Origin of the sequence: Pedobacter zeae (assembly GCF_014196715.1) — a bacterium.
Taxonomy (GTDB): Bacteria; Bacteroidota; Bacteroidia; order Sphingobacteriales; family Sphingobacteriaceae; genus Pedobacter; species Pedobacter zeae.
The window spans coordinates 305296-324575 of record NZ_JACIEF010000004.1 but is presented as its reverse complement, the minus strand read 5'-3'; the positions used below and the strand labels follow the sequence as shown (position 1 = coordinate 324575).

The window sequence follows — 19280 nt, the reverse complement described above, 5'->3', positions numbered from 1 at the left end:
AAAATATTTGCTCTATCCTACCACCATTATAGCTGATGGTGCAAACTTTCTTGTAATAATGGGTGGTTCTTCGCAATTAAAGGTTTTTTGCTCAGTGCTGTTAAAACCGTAAAGGTAAACAATCCAACAAAACCCAATGCAGTACCAATTTCAATAATGCCAAAACCATTATGTGCTTCTACCGTTCCCGGCATAATCATCTGGTAGTAATCTACCCAATGACCTAACAATACCACGATTGAAACGAACAATAATTTAACATCGGTTCTTTTGTTATCCCTGTCCATTAACAATAATACAGGTGCTAAGAAGTTCATGGCAAGGTTTAAGAAGAACCAGAATTTGTAATATTCAAAGCGTTTGTAGAAATATACAGTTTCTTCCGGCATGTTTGCGTAGTAGATCAACAGGAACTGGGCAAACCATACATAAGTCCAAAAGATAGAGAAACCAAAGATAAACTGGCCTAAGTTATGTAAATGGCTATTGTTAACCCATTGCATATACCCTGCCCTTCTCAATAGGATGATGATAACTGCGATAGTGGCTAAGCTGCTCACCCACATTGCCGCAAAGTTATACCAACCAAACATGGTGGAGAACCAGTGCGCCTCTAACGACATGATGGTATCAAAAGCAAATACCGGTGTAGTAAAACCGTAAATTACCAAGAAGATACAAGCATTTTTAAAGCTCTTTCTGTATGAATTTAAACCACCTGCTAAATCTTCATTATAAGAAAACTTAACAAAAAGGATCGAAAATATACTGTAGATACCTAAGAACACCACCTGGCGACCTAAGAAGAAAGGTACATTTAAGAATACCGATTTACCGGCAATAATGGCATCGTAATTAGGGCTACCCTCTACGGTTAAACCATCTGCATGCCAGTGGTGATATAAATTGTGTGAGTACAAACCTGCTGAAATAACTACAATAAGTATTACAGCTGCTATTGGCAATGTTTTTGCCATGGCCTGTGGTACACGTAAAATTGATGCAGACCAACCTGCTTGAGCTACATATTGAACAGCAAGGAAAAATGTACCCGACATACATACGCATGCAAAGTAATATGCCATAAGCAACAGGTTAGCAAAAGTACGCTCGTGCATTATTTTGTCGCCCGCGAAGAAACCGTAAGCTATTGCAGCAACTCCTAAGATGATGCCTACTATGCTTAATGTTTTTACTTTACCTGTAAACTCAAACTGTTCACTAAAATTAATATTGTGAGTTCCCATTTATATTCTGCTTTACTTATTGTTGTTTTTGTAATTCCTGAACATACATCACCACTTTCCAACGATCAGTCGGAGAGATTTGTGATGCATGCGAACCCATGTTATTTACACCGTAGGTAATGGTGTGGTAGATTTTACCGGCAGTAAGCGCTTTCATCTCTCCACCTCTTGACGAACTTCCGGAGAAGTAAGAAGGTACACCACTAAATTTCTCAATTTTAACCAAGTGTCCTTGTCCATCGCCTTTTTCACCATGGCAAGGGCTGCAGAACACTTTAAACAAGTGTTGTCCCTGTGCCAAGTTAATGGTATCAACCGGTAAAGGGTTCACCATGCTTACACCTGCTGCTTCATATCCTTCTTTTGTGTTAGGATACTCATCGTACTCGGTAAATCCTACCGGTTTGGTATGTGCAGGTGGCAACTGTGCAGTTTTACCGTCTTTAAAATTTTTATTTGGCTGATCCGGGTTATAAGCAATCGGATCATACATGTTCCTGGCATATTCTAAACCAGTACTGCGTTTATCTCTACAGGCCGAAAAGGTAACTGCAAAAGCAATAGCTAAAAACGACGTGTAAACAAATTTATTCTTATTCATAGCTAACGTACTTCCTTTCATTATACTTTACTTCTAAAGCACCTGCACCTTTTAATAAACCATCAATTACAGTGTGTTCTGCATTGTCTTTTGCATCAATCGCAATTACAAAGCGGTCATCGGTTGCCCTTAAATCCATTACGCGGGGCGCTCTGCCCGGAAATAAGTGGGTAGATGCATAATACGTTAATACCATACCGAAAGCACAGAACAATACGGTAAGCTCGAACATTATCGGCACAAAATCCGGCAATGCGAACGATGGTTTACCACCAATGTTTACTCTCCAATCAATTACTGCGCAGAAATAAATCAAAGCGAATGCACAGCAGGTACCGGTAATACCAAAGCAAAACGCTGCGATATCAATCCTTGATCTTTTAATTCCTAATTTGGCTTCTATTCCGTGTATAGGCATTGGGGTATATACATCATAGATGCTGATGTTATTTTCCTGAAGCTTTTCGATGCCGTGCATCATTTCATCAGGATCGCCAAAGCTGCCTAAAATATATTTGATATCACTCATTGTTATATTTTTGCGTAATCTTCTTGTTTAACACTATCAAATTTTTCTAACGATTCAATATACTCGTTAATGTATTCAGGTTTTTCTGAACCTTCTTCAATAATCTTTTTCTTAGCCTGTTCTGAAGCCGATTTAAGAATGATTTTTACCTCTGCAATAGCAATTGATGGCAATACCCTTAAGAACAATAAGAATAAAGTAAAGAATAATCCGATTGAACCTACGAATACACTGATATCAACCCAGGTTGGATAAAACATCGCCCAGCTTGAAGGGATGTAATCGCGGTGTAATGAAGTTACGATAATTACGAAACGCTCAAACCACATCCCCACGTTTACTACGATTGATAAAATCCAGGTCGCTTTAATGCTTAAACGGATCTTTTTGAACCATAATAACTGTGGTGAGATTACGTTACAGGTCATCATCATCCAGTACGACCACCAGTAAGGACCTGTAGAACGGTTAACGAATGCATATGACTCATATTCAGAACCTGAATACCAGGCAATGAAGAACTCTGTTAAATAAGCCACACCTACAATTGATCCGGTTAAGATGATGATTTTGTTCATCGACTCGATGTGGAACATGGTGATGTAGTTCTCCAGACCCAATACTTTACGTGCCACCAATAATAGGGTTAATACCATCGCAAAACCTGAGAAGATCGCCCCGGCCACGAAATATGGAGGGAAGATGGTAGTGTGCCATCCAGGAATTACCGAAGTTGCAAAGTCCATTGATACAATGGTGTGTACCGAAAGTACAAGTGGTGTAGAGATACCGGCTAAGATTAACGACACCGCTTCGAAACGCTGCCATGTTTTAACGCTTCCGCTCCAGCCAAATGAAAAGATTGAATAAATTTTTCTGCGTGTACCTACTGCACGGTCGCGGATGGTTGCGATATCCGGCAATAAACCTGTGTACCAGAATAATAATGATACAGAGAAATAGGTAGAGATCGCAAACATATCCCACACCAATGGTGAGTTAAAGTTTACCCAAAGTGAACCGAACTGGTTTGGTAAAGGTAATACCCAATACGCTAACCAAGGGCGGCCCATGTGCGATACAACGTAAGTTGCGGCACAGATTACGGCGAAGATCGTCATCGCCTCTGCCGAACGGTTGATCGAGTTACGCCAGTTCTGACGGAAGAGTAAAAGTACGGCCGAAATAAGTGTTCCGGCGTGACCAATACCTACCCACCATACGAAACCGGTGATATCCCATGCCCAACCTACTGTTTTATTTAAACCCCAAGATCCGATACCGTTCCAAAAAGTGTAGCTTACTGCCACAACCCAAAGTAGCGCACCTAATGAGGCAACGATGAAACCAATCCACCAAGCTTTGTTTGGCTTGTTTTCTACCGGCATCAAAATATCATCCGTAATTTTAGCATACGTGATATTATCACCGGTAATTAATGGTTCTCTAAGTATTGATTCGTTATGTCCTGACATAATTTGTATTTTCTTTATGCTAAAGCTTACGCTTGTACTTTTGTATCTGTATTTCTAATTTTAGTCATATATCCGATACCTGGTTTCACATTGATTTCTTCCAATACGTAGTAGATACGCTCAGAACGTAATGCTTTTGAAACCTCTGAATTAGGATCGTTTGAATCACCAAATATGATCGCATTTGCTGAACAAGCTTCTTGACAAGCCATTTTAATATCGCCATCTTTTAATGGACGTTTTTCCAATTTAGCCTGTAACTTGCCACCTTGTATACGTTGGATACACATTGAGCATTTCTCCATTACACCGCGTGAGCGTGTAGTTACATCAGGGTTTAAAACCAATTGGGTAAACTCGTTATTTAAATAGTTATCGAAACGCGAATCGTTCCAGTAATTGAACCAGTTGAAACGGCGTACTTTGTACGGACAGTTGTTTGCACAGTAACGTGTACCTACGCAACGGTTATAAGCCATGTGGTTTAAACCATCTGAAGAGTGTACGGTAGCCAATACCGGACAAACGGTTTCGCAAGGTGCATGATCACAGTGCTGGCATAACATTGGTTGGTGAACCACAGAAACATGATCAAGGTCTTCCAACTTAGCGATTTCTTTTTCTTTGGTTACGTCACCAGCAGGTGTTTCGTAGCTATAGTAACGGTCGATACGGATCCAGTGCATCTCACGGCGACGGCGAACCTCATCACGGCCTACAACCGGAATGTTGTTTTCTACGTTACAGGCAACAATACAAGAACCACAACCAGTACAAGCATTCAAATCGATTGCCATTACCCAGTTGTTACCTGGTTTTTCATACTGATCCCAAAGGTCGTAATCTTTATGCTCGCCTTTCTCGTTACCTGCCCCAGGATTTTTCAAGTACTCCTTAAAAGTAGCTTCTTTAATCACGGCACGGCCCTCGAAAGAGTGGTGAGTCTGTGTTTGTGCAAGCTCATAGTAACCGCCTGTTGGGCTGATGGTTACATTAGTAGCATATTGCATGGTTCCGTTTACGAAAGAAATGAAAGGGAAAGCATTTTTACCTACATCGTTTCCTGCTTTACCCGCTTTCTGACGGCCATAACCTAAAGCGATAGAGGCTGTTCCCTGTGCTTGTCCTGGCTGGATCAACACCGGAAGCTCTACCGAATATCCATTGCTACCTTTAACAGCAACAACATCAAATTCTTTAACTTTTAATTTTTCAGCAGTTTTAGGTGCAAGCGCAACAAAGTTATCCCAGGTTACTTTTGATACCGGATCAGGTAATTCCTGTAAGAAAGCATTGTTGGCATTTTTACCATCACGCATCGGTACATTTTCGTAAACCTGTAACTCTAACTGATCGCCACCTTTTGCAAGGCTTTTGCTGCTATTGATGATTGAAGTTGCTACAGCATTTAATGATAAAGTAAAGCTGTAGGCTCCAGCTGTTTTAGCAGTGGTAGTTACCACACCTTTTTCTAAAACCTGATCCCATTTAAGACCGGCAGCCGGTAATACCTTAGCTTCCCAGTTGCTGCGTACAAACTGGTAGTAATCTTTAACAGGAGCATCAGCCCAGATTAACAAACTTTCTTCTGCCTGACGGCTATTGAATACCGGGTTAATGGTTGGCTGAACGATAGAATAATATCCCTCGTAAGCATTTGCATCACCCCAAGATTCTAAGTAGTTATGGTTAATCGCAATGGCATCACAAAGTGAAGCAGTTTCATCAGCCCGGTCTGCGAAAGAAATTTTCGCTGGCACTTTCGCCAATGCATCCGTAAATGCTTTTGCATTTGCTGCATCGTAAGCCGGGTTGCTGTTTAAGAATAAAACTGCACCAACTTCGCCACGGCCCATTTCAGCAACAAAGCCGTTAAATTCGGCATCGTTACCAGCATATAAGTAGCAAGGGTTATCTAAATCGATAGTAGTACCATAACTTCCGATAGCGGCGTTAATGGCATTTACCAAAATCTGTGTAGAAACGTCGTTAGAACCGCAAACTACAAGGCCTTTACCTTTGTTTTGCAATAATTCTTTTGCTGCCAGTTTAATTACTTTATCGGCAGTAGCGTTGTTACCCAACGTTCCGCCTGGTAAAGCTGCACCTGTAATTGCATTATATAAAGCAATTAAAGCAGGACCTTCTTCCGATAATTTAACCGGAACACGGGTATCTGCATTGGTACCTGTTAAGCTCATTCCACTTTCGAACTGAATGTGGCGGCTCATTTTTTTATTTTCTAACGATTTGTAGTTACGGTTAGCGGTGTATTGAGCAGTAAACTCTTCACCACTGATCCAGGTACCTAAGAAATCGGCACCGAAACTTACAATTAAATCGGCTTTATCAAAGTTATATTTTGGTAAAACAGCTTTACCGAAACTGTTCTGATTGGCCTGGATAATACCTGTGTAAGAAACTGCATCGTACTGCACCAGTTTAGCAGCAGGATATTTCGCCACAAAAGCAGCAATTACGGCATTTGTTGACGGGCTGTTAACCGTAGATGATACAATACGGATTTTCTTTCCACCTGCCTGTGCCTTTGCCAGTTCGCCTTTTACAAAGCTGTCGATTTTAGTCCAGGTAGTTTCTTCAACCTGCCCATTTTTTACGGTAGCAGGTGCTTTTAGTTTAGATACATCGTATAAATCCAATACCGAAGCCTGCGCTCTTGCATCCGTACCGCAGTTAAATTGTCCCGCATTAGGATTTGGTTCAATTTTAATCGGACGTCCTTCTCTTGTTTTAACCAAGATACTCTGGCCATTAAAGCTCGAAGTATAGAAGTTAGGAATACCCGGAGTTACCTCCTCAGGTTTTACCAGGTAAGGAATAGATTTTTTTAACGGTGTACTTTGGCAGGCAGCTAATGTAACCGCACCTAAACCAAAACCTAACGCCTTTAAAAAGTCGCGGCGTGGGGTAACGGTACTTAACCCTGCTTCATTTAAAACATCTTCTATTGGAAGTGGCTCGGCGAATTCGTTTTTGTTATTCTTAACAAAATCGGGCGTATTGTTATACTCCTCTAAGCCTTTCCAGTATTTTTTATTGCTTTCCATTTAAGCTATATTACTGTTTATCGAACGTTCTTACTAAACTCTAATCTATTAATAGTGGCATTTACCACACTCTAAACCACCCAATAAAGCTGGTGTGATTTTCTCGCCTTTTTTAATTTTCTCGTGCGCTTCGATAACCTTAGCGTAGAAAGCATTGTTTTTCTGACCAGAAATATCTGTTTCTTTATGGCAGTTAATACACCATTTCATCGTTAACGGAGAATATTGATAAATTTCTTCCATAGTATTAACCGGACCGTGACAAGCGAAACAAACAGGTTCAGTTGGCTGTAATCCTTTTGCTTTACGGATTGCATCTTCTGCAACCACCACGTGCTGAGAGTGGTTAAAGTAAGCAAAATCAGGAAGATTGTGTACACGTACCCATTCCATTGGTTTTGATTTACTTTCGTCGTATTTCTGTGTTTCAGGATCGTAACCTAAAGCACTGTAGATTTTTTTGATCTCCGGAGAAATTTCACCATCATATTTATCCCTGGCCTGTACCGCTTTGTGGCAGTTCATACATACATTTAATGATGGGATAGTTGCATTTTTAGATTTAAATGCACCGTTGTGGCAATACTGGCAATCAATCTGGTTGATACCGGCATGTAACTCGTGCGAGAATTTAATTGGCTGAACCGGCTGGTAACCTGTGTGAACACCGGTATTCCACATGCCCATCCAACCGAATGAACCCAAACAGATGATCAAACACAAGATAAAGAACATCACGAACTTCTTGTTTTTGAACATTTTGCGTACACCAACTTTCAATGGCACATCTTCTTCCATCTCGATGCCCTGTTTCTGCAGGATCAAACGCTCCAGCAATTTAGAAGCACGGCCCAAGATAACCAGGATCACGATAGCCAATATTACAATGGCAACGATACCGGCAATGGATAAACCTGAAGTACCCTGATCTTCAGCACCAGCTTTTGGCGCATTTGGATCTGCAGCAGCTTTAGGCTCACCTTCTTTGATATATGCTAAGATATCTTTTACTTTCGCCTCATCCAGCTCAGGGAAAGTAGTCATTGGCACTTTACCGTTCTCGTTAAATAATTTAACAGCGGCAGGATCTCCGGCAGCGATCATAGCTGCGTTGTTCGGAATCCATTTTAATAGGAACGCTTCAGGGTGACGATCGCTTACTCCTTCTAATGCCGGACCAACAACTTTGTGATCTAATGCATGGCACGAAGAACATTTTGCTTTGAAAAGCGTTCTTCCCTCTTTAGCATCTTGCGCATTTACGGTAGAAACCGCCATTACGGAAATTGCTGAAAATACGAATAACGACTTCCAAACGCTTTTTAAAATCATCGAGATATCTCTCATAATGAACACTTTATACTTATTTAATTTACTTTTTGTTGTGAAATTGATGATTGAACCCAGATAGCCCCACCAAAACTTGAACAAAAGTATAACTTATTAATAAATCCCATGACATAATAGTGACGGGAAATACAATTTATAATCATTCTAAACAACTGCGGTTTCAGGCCATTCTGGGCATAAAAATGCCCATTTTTGGCGCGAAATTTCAAACCGGTATACCAAGAACCAATTTGGTTTATTAAAATGTTATGATTATTGTTTTAATATCCAGGCAAACATTAATGGTGCTACAATTGTTGCATCACTTTCTACAATAAATTTTGGCGTATTGATATCCAGTTTACCCCAGGTTATCTTTTCGTTCGGTACAGCACCAGAATAAGAGCCATAAGATGTGGTCGAATCTGAAATCTGGCAGAAGTAGCTCCAAAACGGAATATTCTCCATTTCCATGTCCTGGTATAACATCGGCACCACACAGATCGGGAAATCGCCGGCAATACCTCCACCGATCTGGAAGAAACCTATTCCCTTACCTGATGAGTTTTTAACATACCAATCGGCCAGCCAGCCCATATACTCAATCCCGCTTTTCATCGTGGTAGCTTTGAATTCGTTTTTGATTACATAAGAAGCAAAGATGTTACCCATGGTCGAATCTTCCCATCCCGGTACCACAATTGGTAAGTTCTTTTCGGCTGCAGCCAACATCCATGAATTTTTAGGATCAATTTCATAGTATTGTTCTAAAACACCGCTTAGCAGCATTTTGTACATAAACTCATGCGGAAAATATCTTTCGCCCGCATCATCCGCATCTTTCCAGATTTTATGGATGTGTTTTTGTAAACGACGAAAAGCTTCCTCTTCAGGAATACAGGTATCAGTAACGCGGTTATAGTGGTTCTCTAACAAATCCCACTCATCCTGCGGACTTAAGTCGCGGTAATTAGGTACACGTTTATAATGTGAGTGTGCAACCAGGTTCATAATATCCTCTTCAAGGTTGGCTCCTGTACAAGAAATAATGGCTACTTTATCCTGACGGATCATCTCTGCAAGTGAAATACCCAATTCGGCAGTACTCATGGCACCGGCAAGTGTGATCATCATTTTACCACCCTCATCCAAATGCGTTTCGTAGCCTTTAGCTGCATCCATCATGGCCGCAGCATTAAAATGGAGGTAATTACGCTCCATAAATTGAGATATTGGTCCTCTTGTATTGCTCATTGCGTTCGTTTTGTATTGTTTGCGGCAAAAATAGGCATTTAGGCCGAAAGGTGAAAGCGTAAACGTGTTTAGCGTTTGGCGGGCTGCGTTTGGCGTTAAATTCGCCAGAAGTGAAGAATCTCGAATCCATAGTCCTTAGTCGGTTATATCAGATAAATCTTCCCCTGCGATAATCATCCTGAGGGTAGTCGAAGAATCTTTTTTTGGAAAGCAATTGCAGTAGCTTTTATTAAAGGCAGGCCGGCTTTCCGGTACAAGTCCTCGCTTCGCTCCGGGCTTTACCCTTCAATCCGGTTTAGGTGGCGGCAGGCAATAGCAATAAGGCTTGGCAATTCAAACGACAAACGAACCAATGACCAATGACCAGTGACCAGTGAACCAATGACCAATGACCAATGAACAAATGACCAGTGACCAGTGAACAAATGACCAGTGAACGAATGAACTATTAACTAATTTCCTTTTCTTTGCGCTGATGAAAAAATATTATCTGATTATTTTACTTGCACTCGTTTCGGGAACTTCTTTTGCACAAATGAAACTGATCAGGAAAATGCTCTCCAACGAAAAAGATACCACACGTAAGGCAAGCTTTTTACCTTTGCCTGCATTTGGATATAGTCAGGAAACCGGTTTTGAATTTGGTGTTGGCGCCATTTATTCCTTTTATATAGACCGCAAAGATACACTGAACCGCAGTTCTAATTTTGCATTGAACACGACCTACTCGACCAAAAAGACAGCCAATTTTATGCTTAAGGGCGATATGTGGACAAAAGGAAACAAATATCACTTTATCGGCGATATCCGTTTCAAAAATCAGCCCTTTAACTTTTATGGCATTGGCAATAACGCCAGGAAAGCAGATGAAGATAAATTGGACCAAAAGATTTTTAAAACACTTTTTGATGCAGAGATGAATACCCTGCCCCAGGCTTATACCGGTGTATCGCTGGGTTTCGAAAATTACCACTTTACAGATAAGGTATCGGGGGGAATTTTTAGTACCAATCCGCGCATTTTGGATAAGGATGGTGGCTCAGTAGCCTGGGTAGGTGCTTCGCAGAGTTACGATACCCGCAACAGCAACAATTACCCTACCAAAGGGTTTTTCGGAAGGGCAACTTATCAGTATGCACCAGATTTTTTCGGGGGCGAAAATTTCAATGGTTCACAGATTAAGCTGGACCTCCGCGGTTTCTTCAGCCTCGCACCAAAAGTGGTTTTGGGCGTACAGGGTATATATTATACTGTACAAAGCAAAAACACCCCGTTTTATTTATTACAGCAATTAGGAAACGACCAGATGATGCGTGGTTATTATAGCGGGCGCTACCGCGATGAAAACCTGATGGCCACACAGGCCGAAATCCGCTACCGTTTTATGAACCGTTTTGGCATCGTGGCCTTTGCCGGTACCGGAAAAGTCTTTAGCAACAGAGCATTCAATTTCGACGGTCTAAAACCAAACTTCGGTGTTGGCGGGCGTTATTTCTTCGATCCGGCGAAAGGTTTAAGTGTACGCCTTGATTATGGCATAGGCGAAAAACTGGCAAATGAAAAACGGCAGGCCGGTTTTTACATTAGTTTAGCAGAAGCATTCTAAGCAACTGAAGATGTAAAAGGAAAAATGGATGATAGGGCAATGACTTATCCTATCCCTTTATCATCCTGAATACAGTTAGGTATCTTTTAATTACGGAAGGGGGAAAACAAGGACTTCTCTTCCATCACCCATTTTCCGTCGTCCATTTCCCGATCCTCAATTACTCCTTCTCCGCTCTTCTTCATTACCCAATTTCCTATCCTGTTGTTTAATTTTTTCATTACCAAAATTATACCTGAAAGTAATCCGCAGCTGGCGGCTATCATAATAATTATGGTATTCCTGTCTGATATGGTTGATCATACTGCTAAAACGGTATTGGTTCGTTTTTAAAACATCAGTCGCTGTAACGGCCAATTGCATCTTTTTATTAAGCAATAAGGTTTTGATCCCCACATCGAGGTTATACTGACTTTTATTTTGGTTCAGCCCCTCAACAGTTGGGAACTGATACCACAGGCTTATTTCGCCCAAAATGGTTTTCCTAGAATTAAAAACAAGCTGGTTAAGGGAAGAAAAGTAGGCGCCTAACCCATTTAAATTACCAAGGGTCTGGGCAATACCGGAATGAGCTGCATTGTAAAAAAAATCCAGTTGGCTGGTACTTTCCCATCCTTTTATAACATTAAAACCAATGGCATGACTCAGTTGATAGTGGTAGCCCGTTATAAAATTAACTGGCTTGGAAGCCTGAATATTAGTCGCCTGATCAGTAAAATTAACATCATTAAAACCATTTGAGGTTTTTGAAAAAGACAAAGAAGTGGTAAATATATTATAGGTATGGGAAAATTCGATATTATCGTTATACGATGGCTGTAAAAAAGGATTGCCTTCGGCATAAGCATACTGGTTACTATACCAGCGGAAAGGATTCAGTTTACGGTAAGGCGGACGGTTAATACGGCGACCATAGTTTAACGAAAAAGTATTTTTATCATTTGCCCTGTAAATTACGTAAATCGTCGGAAAAAGGCGTAAATAGTCGTTTTTGTTCCGTTCATTAACTGATATCCCTTCAATTTCTGTGTATTCGCCCCTTAATCCACCCTGAAAATCCCATTTTTTAATCGTTTTATTAAAATTTACATACAATGCCTGGGTATTTTCCTTGTAATGGAACAAATTGCTTTGCTTCGGGTCTATTACGTAAGTACGGTTCTGAGATTCATAAAAGGTAAGATCACTTTGGTTTTTAATAAAACTCAGCTTTGCACCGAAAAATAATTTAAAGCTTTTATAAGGAAGATCTACATCGGCTTTCAAAGTATACAAATCGATGTTTTGTTTACTGGTCGACAGGTATTCGGCAAAGGAATGTGGAATTTCCATCCCATTTTGAAAATAACTGGTATTATTAAAAAACCTGTTTTTATCATCCCTGTAGGTAAACCAATCGCCATTAATGGTGAGCTGTTTACCCACCGAATCAAAGGCTTGTTTTAAATAAAAATTTGCCGAATGGTAATGAGACTTAATTTTAGCATTGGCATCAGAATTCAGCATCGAATCTAAGCCCTGGCTCTGGTTGTAAACCTTTGTCCTGATATTCTCTTCAGAATGAAAATCAGTTAATCCTCCATTATACGATAAACCCAATAAGGTATTTTTGGAAGCCTGAAAATCAATTCCGGTCTGCCCGCTGGGTACCGTTCTGAAATTGCGGTCTTTGTTTACGATACTCCAGTTTTGTGCGGGATAAAAAACAGCGCTTTGCTCAAGGGGAACAATAGAGCCCTTTCTGATATTAAAATTAGCATAAAGTGTAACCTTGTTTTTCCGGTAATTTAAATTGCCGCCGACAGATCCGGTAAAATAACTTGCTTTAGTCAAAGCTGCATTAACAGAGCCCTTAAAACCTTCGGTGTTAACTTTCTTCAGTACAATATTGATCAGCCCATTATTTCCCTGCGCATCGAATTTGGCCGGGGGATTGGTCACGACTTCAATTTTGGAAATATTAACTGAAGGAATGGACTTTAAATAATCCGACAGCTCATCTGCCGATAACGGCACCAATTTATCATTGATCATTACATTAACCCCACCTTTGCCTGCCAGCGAAACCTGATCGTTAAAAACGCGCACACCAGGAACTTTCGAAAGCAGCTCCAAGGCATCTGTTCCCATTGCCGAAATGCTATTTTCTACATTGAAAACAGTGCGATCTATCTTTTTCTCGATCAATCCTTTTTTAGCAGTAACCTGAACATCGGCGAGGGTAGCCGGATCGCTTTGAAGTTGAACCTTAATGATGGTATCAACCGTTATAGTAACAAAACGGTTCAAGCTTTTAAAATTAACTGCAGAAAAAATAACCGAATATTTCCCTGGCTGCAGTTTAAATTGATAGGTACCTAAACTATCGGTTTGGGTATAAAATACTTTATTCCGAATTCCAGAAATTTTAACCGTAACAAAAGGTAAATCTTTAAATTCCTCATCAACTACCTTACCAGAAAGATTAAGCTGTGCCTGGGAAGAGAAACCAGAAAAAACCGTAATGAAGAAGAAAATATACCTCAGCATCTAGTGGTTAAAATCGGCTCCGAATAATTTGGTCTTTTTTGTTTTTATATCAAAAATTAAACTATCGGCTTTTATTTTAGTATCACCTGAAGTCATGATTGCATCGTTCACAAGCACCCGGTTATCTTTTTTGTTATAAACAATCTTAGATCCCGATAACTTTACCCCGTTATAAGATAACATTGCATTTCCGAATAGGGATACGATTAATTTATCCTGGCTCATTTTAACCGAATCTTTGGCAACATAATCTACTTTGTCATTTAAATTTATTAAAAGATCCTTCTTACGCTCAGCATCATGTATATTCCCTCCTGTTTTACCTTCACCATTTTCTACACTGTAACTACCTTTATTGAGGTCGAAGGTAAATAAAGTTGATTTTATCGTATTCTTTTCATCGAGCGTTTTAAGGGAGGCATTCCTGGCAAGTATTTTATTATTGATGTGGTCAAATTCTACATATCCGGCTTCGAGTCTACTATTCATAAACTCCATTACCGCATTTTCCAGGTAAAAAATTTGGTTCCTTGCGTCACCCTTCATTTTACGATATGAAATAATTTTTGGCTTAACCGGTTTAGGTTTCAGCGTATCTGTCAGCACTTCTTTATTAGATTTAACCCCTCTAGGTTTATATAAAGCAGAAGCAGTCTTGTAAATTTTTCCGGGTAGAATTTCGCCAGAAACGCTCCCGACGCTGTTGGTACCCATAAACAATATCTTTCCATCCTGTACTGGCAAGCCCTCATGTTTTAAACCAACCAATTTATTGGCATATACCACTTGTACAGCAAATAACCAGAACAGTCCTGCCACAACTGGCAGTACCAACAGGTACATTAATTTCTTCATGTTTTTAGATTTTGAGTGAAACAACATTTTAATACGGTCTTTAATTGGATTTTTTACAAAATTGTGGATCAAGGGCATATCACTTCTACTGATGGCCAGTTTCAGTAACAGATTGGCATAAGCCTGATTTCCGAAAGCATTTGAAGTCATCTCGTCGGCCTCATATTCGTGCACCTGCCCTAAAGCCTTATCGTACAGGTAAACAATAGGATTAAACCATAAAATGCATTTAAAAATGATCAGCATCATTTTATCAGCAGAATGGAATTGCCTGGCATGTACTTCTTCGTGTTTAAGCAAAACGGCTATATCCGGCTGACTTATATTATGTTCATCGATGAAAACATAATTAAAAAAGGAGCAATTAGTAAAGCCAACCGATTTAGAAATGAGCTTTAAACCCTTGCTGTTTTTAGTGTAATTACTGGTATATTTTAGCAAATTGAGCAATCGCCACAAAAAGATCAGTAATAAAAGTGAAGCTATCCCCACATAAACTGCATAAACAATTGCCGGCCAGTTGATTTCCGGTTTCGCCTGCCGATCATATTCCAGCATTACAGGCTGGACAAGCGGCACAGGAATAGCATTAAACGACTTTAATTCAGGTACATTAGCCGAATCTTGGATCTCTGTTACTACGGTTTCGCGCATAATTTCAAATTGCAAAACAGGGATAATAAAACTCAGCAATAAGGTACCCAACAGGTAAAAGCGATTGATTTTAAAGAACGTGAGTTTTCTTAAAAACAACAGGTAAAAGCCGAAAAACAATGCCGTACAGGCGGTAACTTTAAGCAGGTAGATTAACCATTCCATCATTTTATTATCTAGCATCCACGTTTTGAGAACTGTACAAAGCCGTCTAAAATCAGGTTACTGATCTTACGGATATTTTGTTCCTGGTTGATGTAATCGAGTGTTTTCTGATCCGAAATATTTCCCATTTCAATTAAAATCGCAGGCACTTTCGATTCCCTGAGCAGGAGCAGGTTCGCATCTTTTAAAGAATCTTTTACCGCCAAACCATTCAATTGTCTCAGCTTGCCTAAAATGCCTGCTCCCAGATCTTCGGCAGCTCTGATATTGCCATTTAGTTTAGAAACATAAACTTCAATTCCGCCAAAAGGAGTAGCGGCGTCTGCACGTGCAGCATTATGGTGGATAGAAATAAATGCTGTGGCTTCCTGTTTTGGCAATCGATCGCGAAGGGAAATAAACTGGTCAGCATTTCTGGTGAGTATAACTTTAAGGCCTCTTTTTGCGGCCTCTTCTTTCAGTATCATTACCGCTCTCAGGTTCAGGTCTTTCTCTTTTTGTCCGTCAAATGCTACCGAAGCAGCATCTTTTCCGCCATGCCCAGCATCGATAATGAGAGTAGGTTCCACTTCTTTAAAAGGGGCATTTGGATTAACTTTTATGGTCCTGTTTAAATAGGTTATGGCGTAAACATCAGGCTTTTTGAAAGCACCGGTCGAAGTTTGGTTTTGGCCGGACATTTTTTGCACAATAACTTCCTTCCGATTTATAAAAGCTGCGCAACAGATCAATAAAACTGGCAATACGGCCACGTAAGCAAGTTTTTTTGATTTTAAATTGGGTTCCCGGTACATCATCACAATCCTGTTTTTTAACGGAAGTTTACTAAAACTATTGATGACAAGATTGTTGGAAGGCATGGCCAGGCTTAAAAGCAGTGAGGCATATTCTTTTTTATCGACGATCCTGGCGGTTTGCTGATCGGCCAAATATTCGTGGTTATGATCAATCGCGCTGCGCCAGAAATAAATAACCGGGTTAAACCAAAGAGCGGCCGTTACCAAATTCGCCAGAAACTTATCAACAGCATGCAGCTGCTTTACGTGGACCGATTCGTGTTTAATTACCAGGTTCTTTTCGTTGGCCGGGAGAGATGAGTCAACAATAATCCGGTTAAAAAAAGAACAGTTTTTAATCGTTGATCGCTTATCTACCCATACCACAGCACCATTTATGTTTAGGGTATATGTATGCAATTGCTTCCTGATGTGCAACATCATCAAAAGCATCCTAAAAATCAGGATTGCCAAAACAATGAAGTAAGCATAAAGTAAAAGCGGGCTCCAGTTAATCGTATTGTTAACCGCTTCTCCGCCGTCTACATCATCCTTTTCAGTAAAACCATCATTGTTATAGGCAATTTTTGATGAGATTTCTTTACTGGCGGCTACCACTTCGTGCCGGTTTTCGAGCGTAATAGCCGGAATACCAAAACTCACAATCAACATCACCAATAAATAAGCGCGGTTGAGGCTAAAAAAAGTAAGCCTGGCCAACAATAACCGGTAAACCGCAAAGAATAGAAGCGTACAGGCCGAAACCTTTAACAAATAGATTAAAATCATGGTTTTGAGTTTTGGTTGACGATCTTTTTAATTTCTTCTATATCCTTTTCACTTAACTTTTCTTCTTTCACCATAAAAGATAAAAGACTGCTTGGAGAGTTATCAAAATAACCAGAAAACAATTTGGAGAAAGTGGTTTTGGCATATTCATCTTTGCTAATGGCCGGAAAATATTCGTATGTTTTTCCGTAAGCCTTGTACTTAACATAACCTTTCTTTTCTAAAAGCCTAACGATTGACGAAATGGTGTTATAGGGTGGCTTAGGTTCTTCATCCAGCTCTTCTATAATGTCTTTTACAAATGCCTTTTGCAGCTTCCACAAAACCTGCATAATGCGCTCTTCTGTTTTGGTTAATTCTTCCATAACCAAATCTATAACTTATTTTTCAGTTTTACAACTATAAAATAAGTTATATTACTGAAAATTCAGTTTAAAAAACATAAAACAATGATATTCAAATAAATAAAATTAATTTTCTTATTTATTTGAAAACGAATGGTCTGTGGTTCTTGGCCAATGCAGCCCTGCCATTCGCTTTACTCCGTTACACTTCATGCTCGCTGCTGTCAGGTTTATGATCGAATGGCTTGCTCCTGGCATGGAGCCAAAAGCATTTAACCCTTGTAAATAAACCAGATTGGACGAATGCAGATTTCTTCAATCTGCAGAAGTGAAAGGGGGGGACTGAAGCCCTCCAAAAGAACAGAACCGTTCATTTCCCAATAACTGATGAATGTAGTGCTTAACAGGTGGCAGATGCTTCATGCGTCAGCACAACAGTTTAGGTGATTGCTTAGATGCCCTAAGGTAGCTGAGGTGATCAAAAATAAAAATAAGGTATAATATAGTTTGATAGACCTCCCTGCTGCACTTTCGGCCGAGATGACAAACTTAAAAAGTGATTCAACTAATTACTTAAACCTGCAATGGCATTAATGGTTAGCGCAACGATCACCGTATTGAAGATGAATGCAATTAAACTGTGCAAAAGGGAAAGTCTTCTGATTTTCCGGTCTGAAATCTCTACATCAGAAACCTGGAAAGTCATGCCGAGCACGAACGAAAAATAAGCAAAATCGATAAAATCGGGCTCTTCGTCTCCCGGAAAATCCAATCCTGAGCCTTTTTTCCCTGTATTCCCATCCTGGTCATCGCCATAATAGAGATGTGCATAACGCATGCTAAAGGTGGTATGTACCAAAAACCACGATAAAAACATACCGGTAATGGCTACAATCATATCGAGTGGTTTAATATCCTTATTGATCAGCAATAAAACCACTGCAAGCAGCCCCGCAAAAGTCGAAATTACCACAATGGCAAAAATTTCGGCACGGGTTTCATCCTGCATCCTTGCTTTGAGATGTGTTTCGGCAGCAGAGGTATGCAAAAACATGTACCAATGCAGACTGATCAAAACCAAACAGAATCCATCCCACCCCAACATAATATGGGCCAGTACACTCATTTCGATGACAAGCGAAACCAGGTAAACTACAATTCCCGAAAATAGACTGATCAGCAAAATAAATAATGCCGATCTTTTTTGAATACCTTCCAATTTCGGTTCAACGTTCATGTTTTTAAAATTTAAGCTTAAAGTGCTCTTTTGCCTGTCCCTTTTTAAAATAAACCAAGCCGATCCAGAACAGATCTACCGTTACGGTAACATCGGGATGGTTTTTAATTTCAGCCCAGGCTTCTTTCATTCCTTCGCTCCAATAAATATCGTCAAAAATCAGCAGTGAATTTTCATTAACTTTCGGCAGGCACCATTTAAAATAATTCAGGGTAGCTTCTTTACGGTGGTTTCCATCAATGTAAACAAAATCTAAACCGGGCTGATTTGCAATAATATCTGGTAAAATCACATCGAAATTACCCACATGAAGCTCAATATTAGTAAGATTTAACTCCTGAAAATTCTTTTTTGCTACTTCAGCCGTCTGCGGACAGCCTTCTATGGTAATCACCTCTGTTTGCGTATCGGTTTTGGCAAGATAAGCTGTGGTAATCCCTAAACAGGTACCCAGTTCTATTGCACTTTTAGGCTGGGTATGTTTGGCTAAACGGTAAATCAACTTAGCCAAACGTGGACTTTTCAATGCATTTTTGGCAATCTGGCTTATTTTTTTTGTGCGGTTTTTATTCAGGTGCGAACCTGCCCCGAGGTCGGTAACCGTAATTATGGAATCGTCATTAAAAAGTTTTTTTCGCTGCTCTTCTATATTTTTATATTCAGATTTGTCGGTAAAATCGTAAATTACCTCATCAGCTAACTTGTATACGAATGGAGAATGCGTTCCATGACGGGTTTTTGCTGTTAAACGGTGTTTAAGGTAATCTTTTATAAATTGAAATAGCATAATATTGCAAAAGTAATTAAACGCTGCAAACGTAG

At 39.9% G+C, this 19280-nt stretch carries 14 protein-coding genes; 1 reads left to right on the top strand and 13 read right to left on the bottom strand.

Annotation, left to right across the window (positions count from 1 at the left end):
* Positions 1-26: 26 nt before the first annotated feature.
* The 7 genes from GGQ60_RS20080 to GGQ60_RS20050 form a co-directional block, all read right to left on the bottom strand.
* Positions 27-1247 (bottom strand): quinol:cytochrome C oxidoreductase, encoded by a 1221-nt coding sequence (locus GGQ60_RS20080; protein ID WP_183767756.1) that lies wholly within the window; start codon positions 1245-1247, stop codon positions 27-29.
* 16 nt (positions 1248-1263) lie between these two features.
* The gene (locus tag GGQ60_RS20075; protein ID WP_183767754.1) at positions 1264-1869 is read right to left on the bottom strand and encodes a c-type cytochrome; all 606 of its coding nucleotides are present in this window, start codon (positions 1867-1869) and stop codon (positions 1264-1266) included.
* A complete protein-coding gene (locus GGQ60_RS20070; protein ID WP_183767752.1) occupies positions 1841-2377 on the bottom strand; it encodes a DUF3341 domain-containing protein in 537 nt (178 codons plus the stop codon). The genes GGQ60_RS20075 and GGQ60_RS20070 overlap by 29 nt, the downstream gene beginning before the upstream one ends.
* A 2-nt stretch (positions 2378-2379) precedes the next feature.
* On the bottom strand, positions 2380-3852 hold the full coding sequence (nrfD, locus tag GGQ60_RS20065; protein WP_183767750.1) for an NrfD/PsrC family molybdoenzyme membrane anchor subunit: 1473 nt from the start codon (positions 3850-3852) through the stop codon (positions 2380-2382).
* Between the two features lie 26 nt (positions 3853-3878).
* Positions 3879-6920 carry a TAT-variant-translocated molybdopterin oxidoreductase gene (locus GGQ60_RS20060; RefSeq protein WP_183767748.1) on the bottom strand — a complete coding sequence of 1014 codons (3042 nt, stop codon included), beginning with the start codon at positions 6918-6920 and terminating at the stop codon, positions 3879-3881.
* Positions 6921-6968: 48 nt separating this feature from the next.
* Positions 6969-8267: a c-type cytochrome gene (locus GGQ60_RS20055; protein WP_183767746.1), complete on the bottom strand. Its 1299-nt coding sequence runs from the start codon at positions 8265-8267 to the stop codon at positions 6969-6971.
* Between the two features lie 255 nt (positions 8268-8522).
* Complete coding sequence (locus GGQ60_RS20050) at positions 8523-9503, bottom strand: deoxyhypusine synthase family protein (RefSeq protein ID WP_183767744.1); 981 nt, start codon at positions 9501-9503, stop codon at positions 8523-8525.
* 475 nt (positions 9504-9978) lie between these two features.
* On the opposite strand from GGQ60_RS20050, the gene GGQ60_RS20045 reads away from it, so the two are divergent.
* Positions 9979-11109, top strand: coding sequence for a BamA/TamA family outer membrane protein (locus tag GGQ60_RS20045; RefSeq protein ID WP_183767742.1), 1131 nt, complete (start codon positions 9979-9981; stop codon positions 11107-11109).
* A 156-nt stretch (positions 11110-11265) separates the two neighbouring features.
* Here the strand turns inward: GGQ60_RS20045 and GGQ60_RS20040 are convergent, their stop codons facing one another.
* The 6 genes from GGQ60_RS20040 to GGQ60_RS20015 form a co-directional block, all read right to left on the bottom strand.
* Positions 11266-13638, bottom strand: a complete 2373-nt coding sequence (locus GGQ60_RS20040) for an outer membrane beta-barrel protein (protein WP_183767739.1) — start codon at positions 13636-13638, stop codon at positions 11266-11268.
* Positions 13639-15330, bottom strand: coding sequence for a M56 family metallopeptidase (locus GGQ60_RS20035; RefSeq protein ID WP_183767737.1), 1692 nt, complete (start codon positions 15328-15330; stop codon positions 13639-13641).
* Positions 15324-16877, bottom strand: a complete 1554-nt coding sequence (locus GGQ60_RS20030; protein ID WP_183767735.1) for an N-acetylmuramoyl-L-alanine amidase — start codon at positions 16875-16877, stop codon at positions 15324-15326. The genes GGQ60_RS20035 and GGQ60_RS20030 overlap by 7 nt, the downstream gene beginning before the upstream one ends.
* The gene (locus GGQ60_RS20025; RefSeq protein WP_183767733.1) at positions 16874-17242 is read right to left on the bottom strand and encodes a BlaI/MecI/CopY family transcriptional regulator; all 369 of its coding nucleotides are present in this window, start codon (positions 17240-17242) and stop codon (positions 16874-16876) included. The genes GGQ60_RS20030 and GGQ60_RS20025 overlap by 4 nt, the downstream gene beginning before the upstream one ends.
* Before the next feature lie 544 nt (positions 17243-17786).
* Positions 17787-18458, bottom strand: coding sequence for a DUF1345 domain-containing protein (locus tag GGQ60_RS20020; RefSeq protein WP_183767731.1), 672 nt, complete (start codon positions 18456-18458; stop codon positions 17787-17789).
* Between the two features lie 4 nt (positions 18459-18462).
* Entirely contained in the window at positions 18463-19245 is a 783-nt protein-coding gene (locus GGQ60_RS20015) for an O-methyltransferase (protein ID WP_183767729.1), read from the bottom strand.
* Between the last annotated feature and the right edge of the window lie 35 nt (positions 19246-19280).

Bases quoted from the DNA above. Each gene is read 5' to 3' on its own strand.
- GGQ60_RS20080 (WP_183767756.1), bottom strand. From the start codon at position 1,247: ATGGGAACTCACAATATTAATTTTAGTGAACAGTTTGAGTTTACAGGT.
- GGQ60_RS20075 (WP_183767754.1), bottom strand. From the start codon at position 1,869: ATGAAAGGAAGTACGTTAGCTATGAATAAGAATAAATTTGTTTACACG.
- GGQ60_RS20070 (WP_183767752.1), bottom strand. From the start codon at position 2,377: ATGAGTGATATCAAATATATTTTAGGCAGCTTTGGCGATCCTGATGAA.
- nrfD (WP_183767750.1), bottom strand. From the start codon at position 3,852: ATGTCAGGACATAACGAATCAATACTTAGAGAACCATTAATTACCGGT.
- GGQ60_RS20060 (WP_183767748.1), bottom strand. From the start codon at position 6,920: ATGGAAAGCAATAAAAAATACTGGAAAGGCTTAGAGGAGTATAACAAT.
- GGQ60_RS20055 (WP_183767746.1), bottom strand. From the start codon at position 8,267: ATGAGAGATATCTCGATGATTTTAAAAAGCGTTTGGAAGTCGTTATTC.
- GGQ60_RS20050 (WP_183767744.1), bottom strand. From the start codon at position 9,503: ATGAGCAATACAAGAGGACCAATATCTCAATTTATGGAGCGTAATTAC.
- GGQ60_RS20045 (WP_183767742.1), top strand. From the start codon at position 9,979: ATGAAAAAATATTATCTGATTATTTTACTTGCACTCGTTTCGGGAACT.
- GGQ60_RS20040 (WP_183767739.1), bottom strand. From the start codon at position 13,638: ATGCTGAGGTATATTTTCTTCTTCATTACGGTTTTTTCTGGTTTCTCT.
- GGQ60_RS20035 (WP_183767737.1), bottom strand. From the start codon at position 15,330: ATGCTAGATAATAAAATGATGGAATGGTTAATCTACCTGCTTAAAGTT.
- GGQ60_RS20030 (WP_183767735.1), bottom strand. From the start codon at position 16,877: ATGATTTTAATCTATTTGTTAAAGGTTTCGGCCTGTACGCTTCTATTC.
- GGQ60_RS20025 (WP_183767733.1), bottom strand. From the start codon at position 17,242: ATGGAAGAATTAACCAAAACAGAAGAGCGCATTATGCAGGTTTTGTGG.
- GGQ60_RS20020 (WP_183767731.1), bottom strand. From the start codon at position 18,458: ATGAACGTTGAACCGAAATTGGAAGGTATTCAAAAAAGATCGGCATTA.
- GGQ60_RS20015 (WP_183767729.1), bottom strand. From the start codon at position 19,245: ATGCTATTTCAATTTATAAAAGATTACCTTAAACACCGTTTAACAGCA.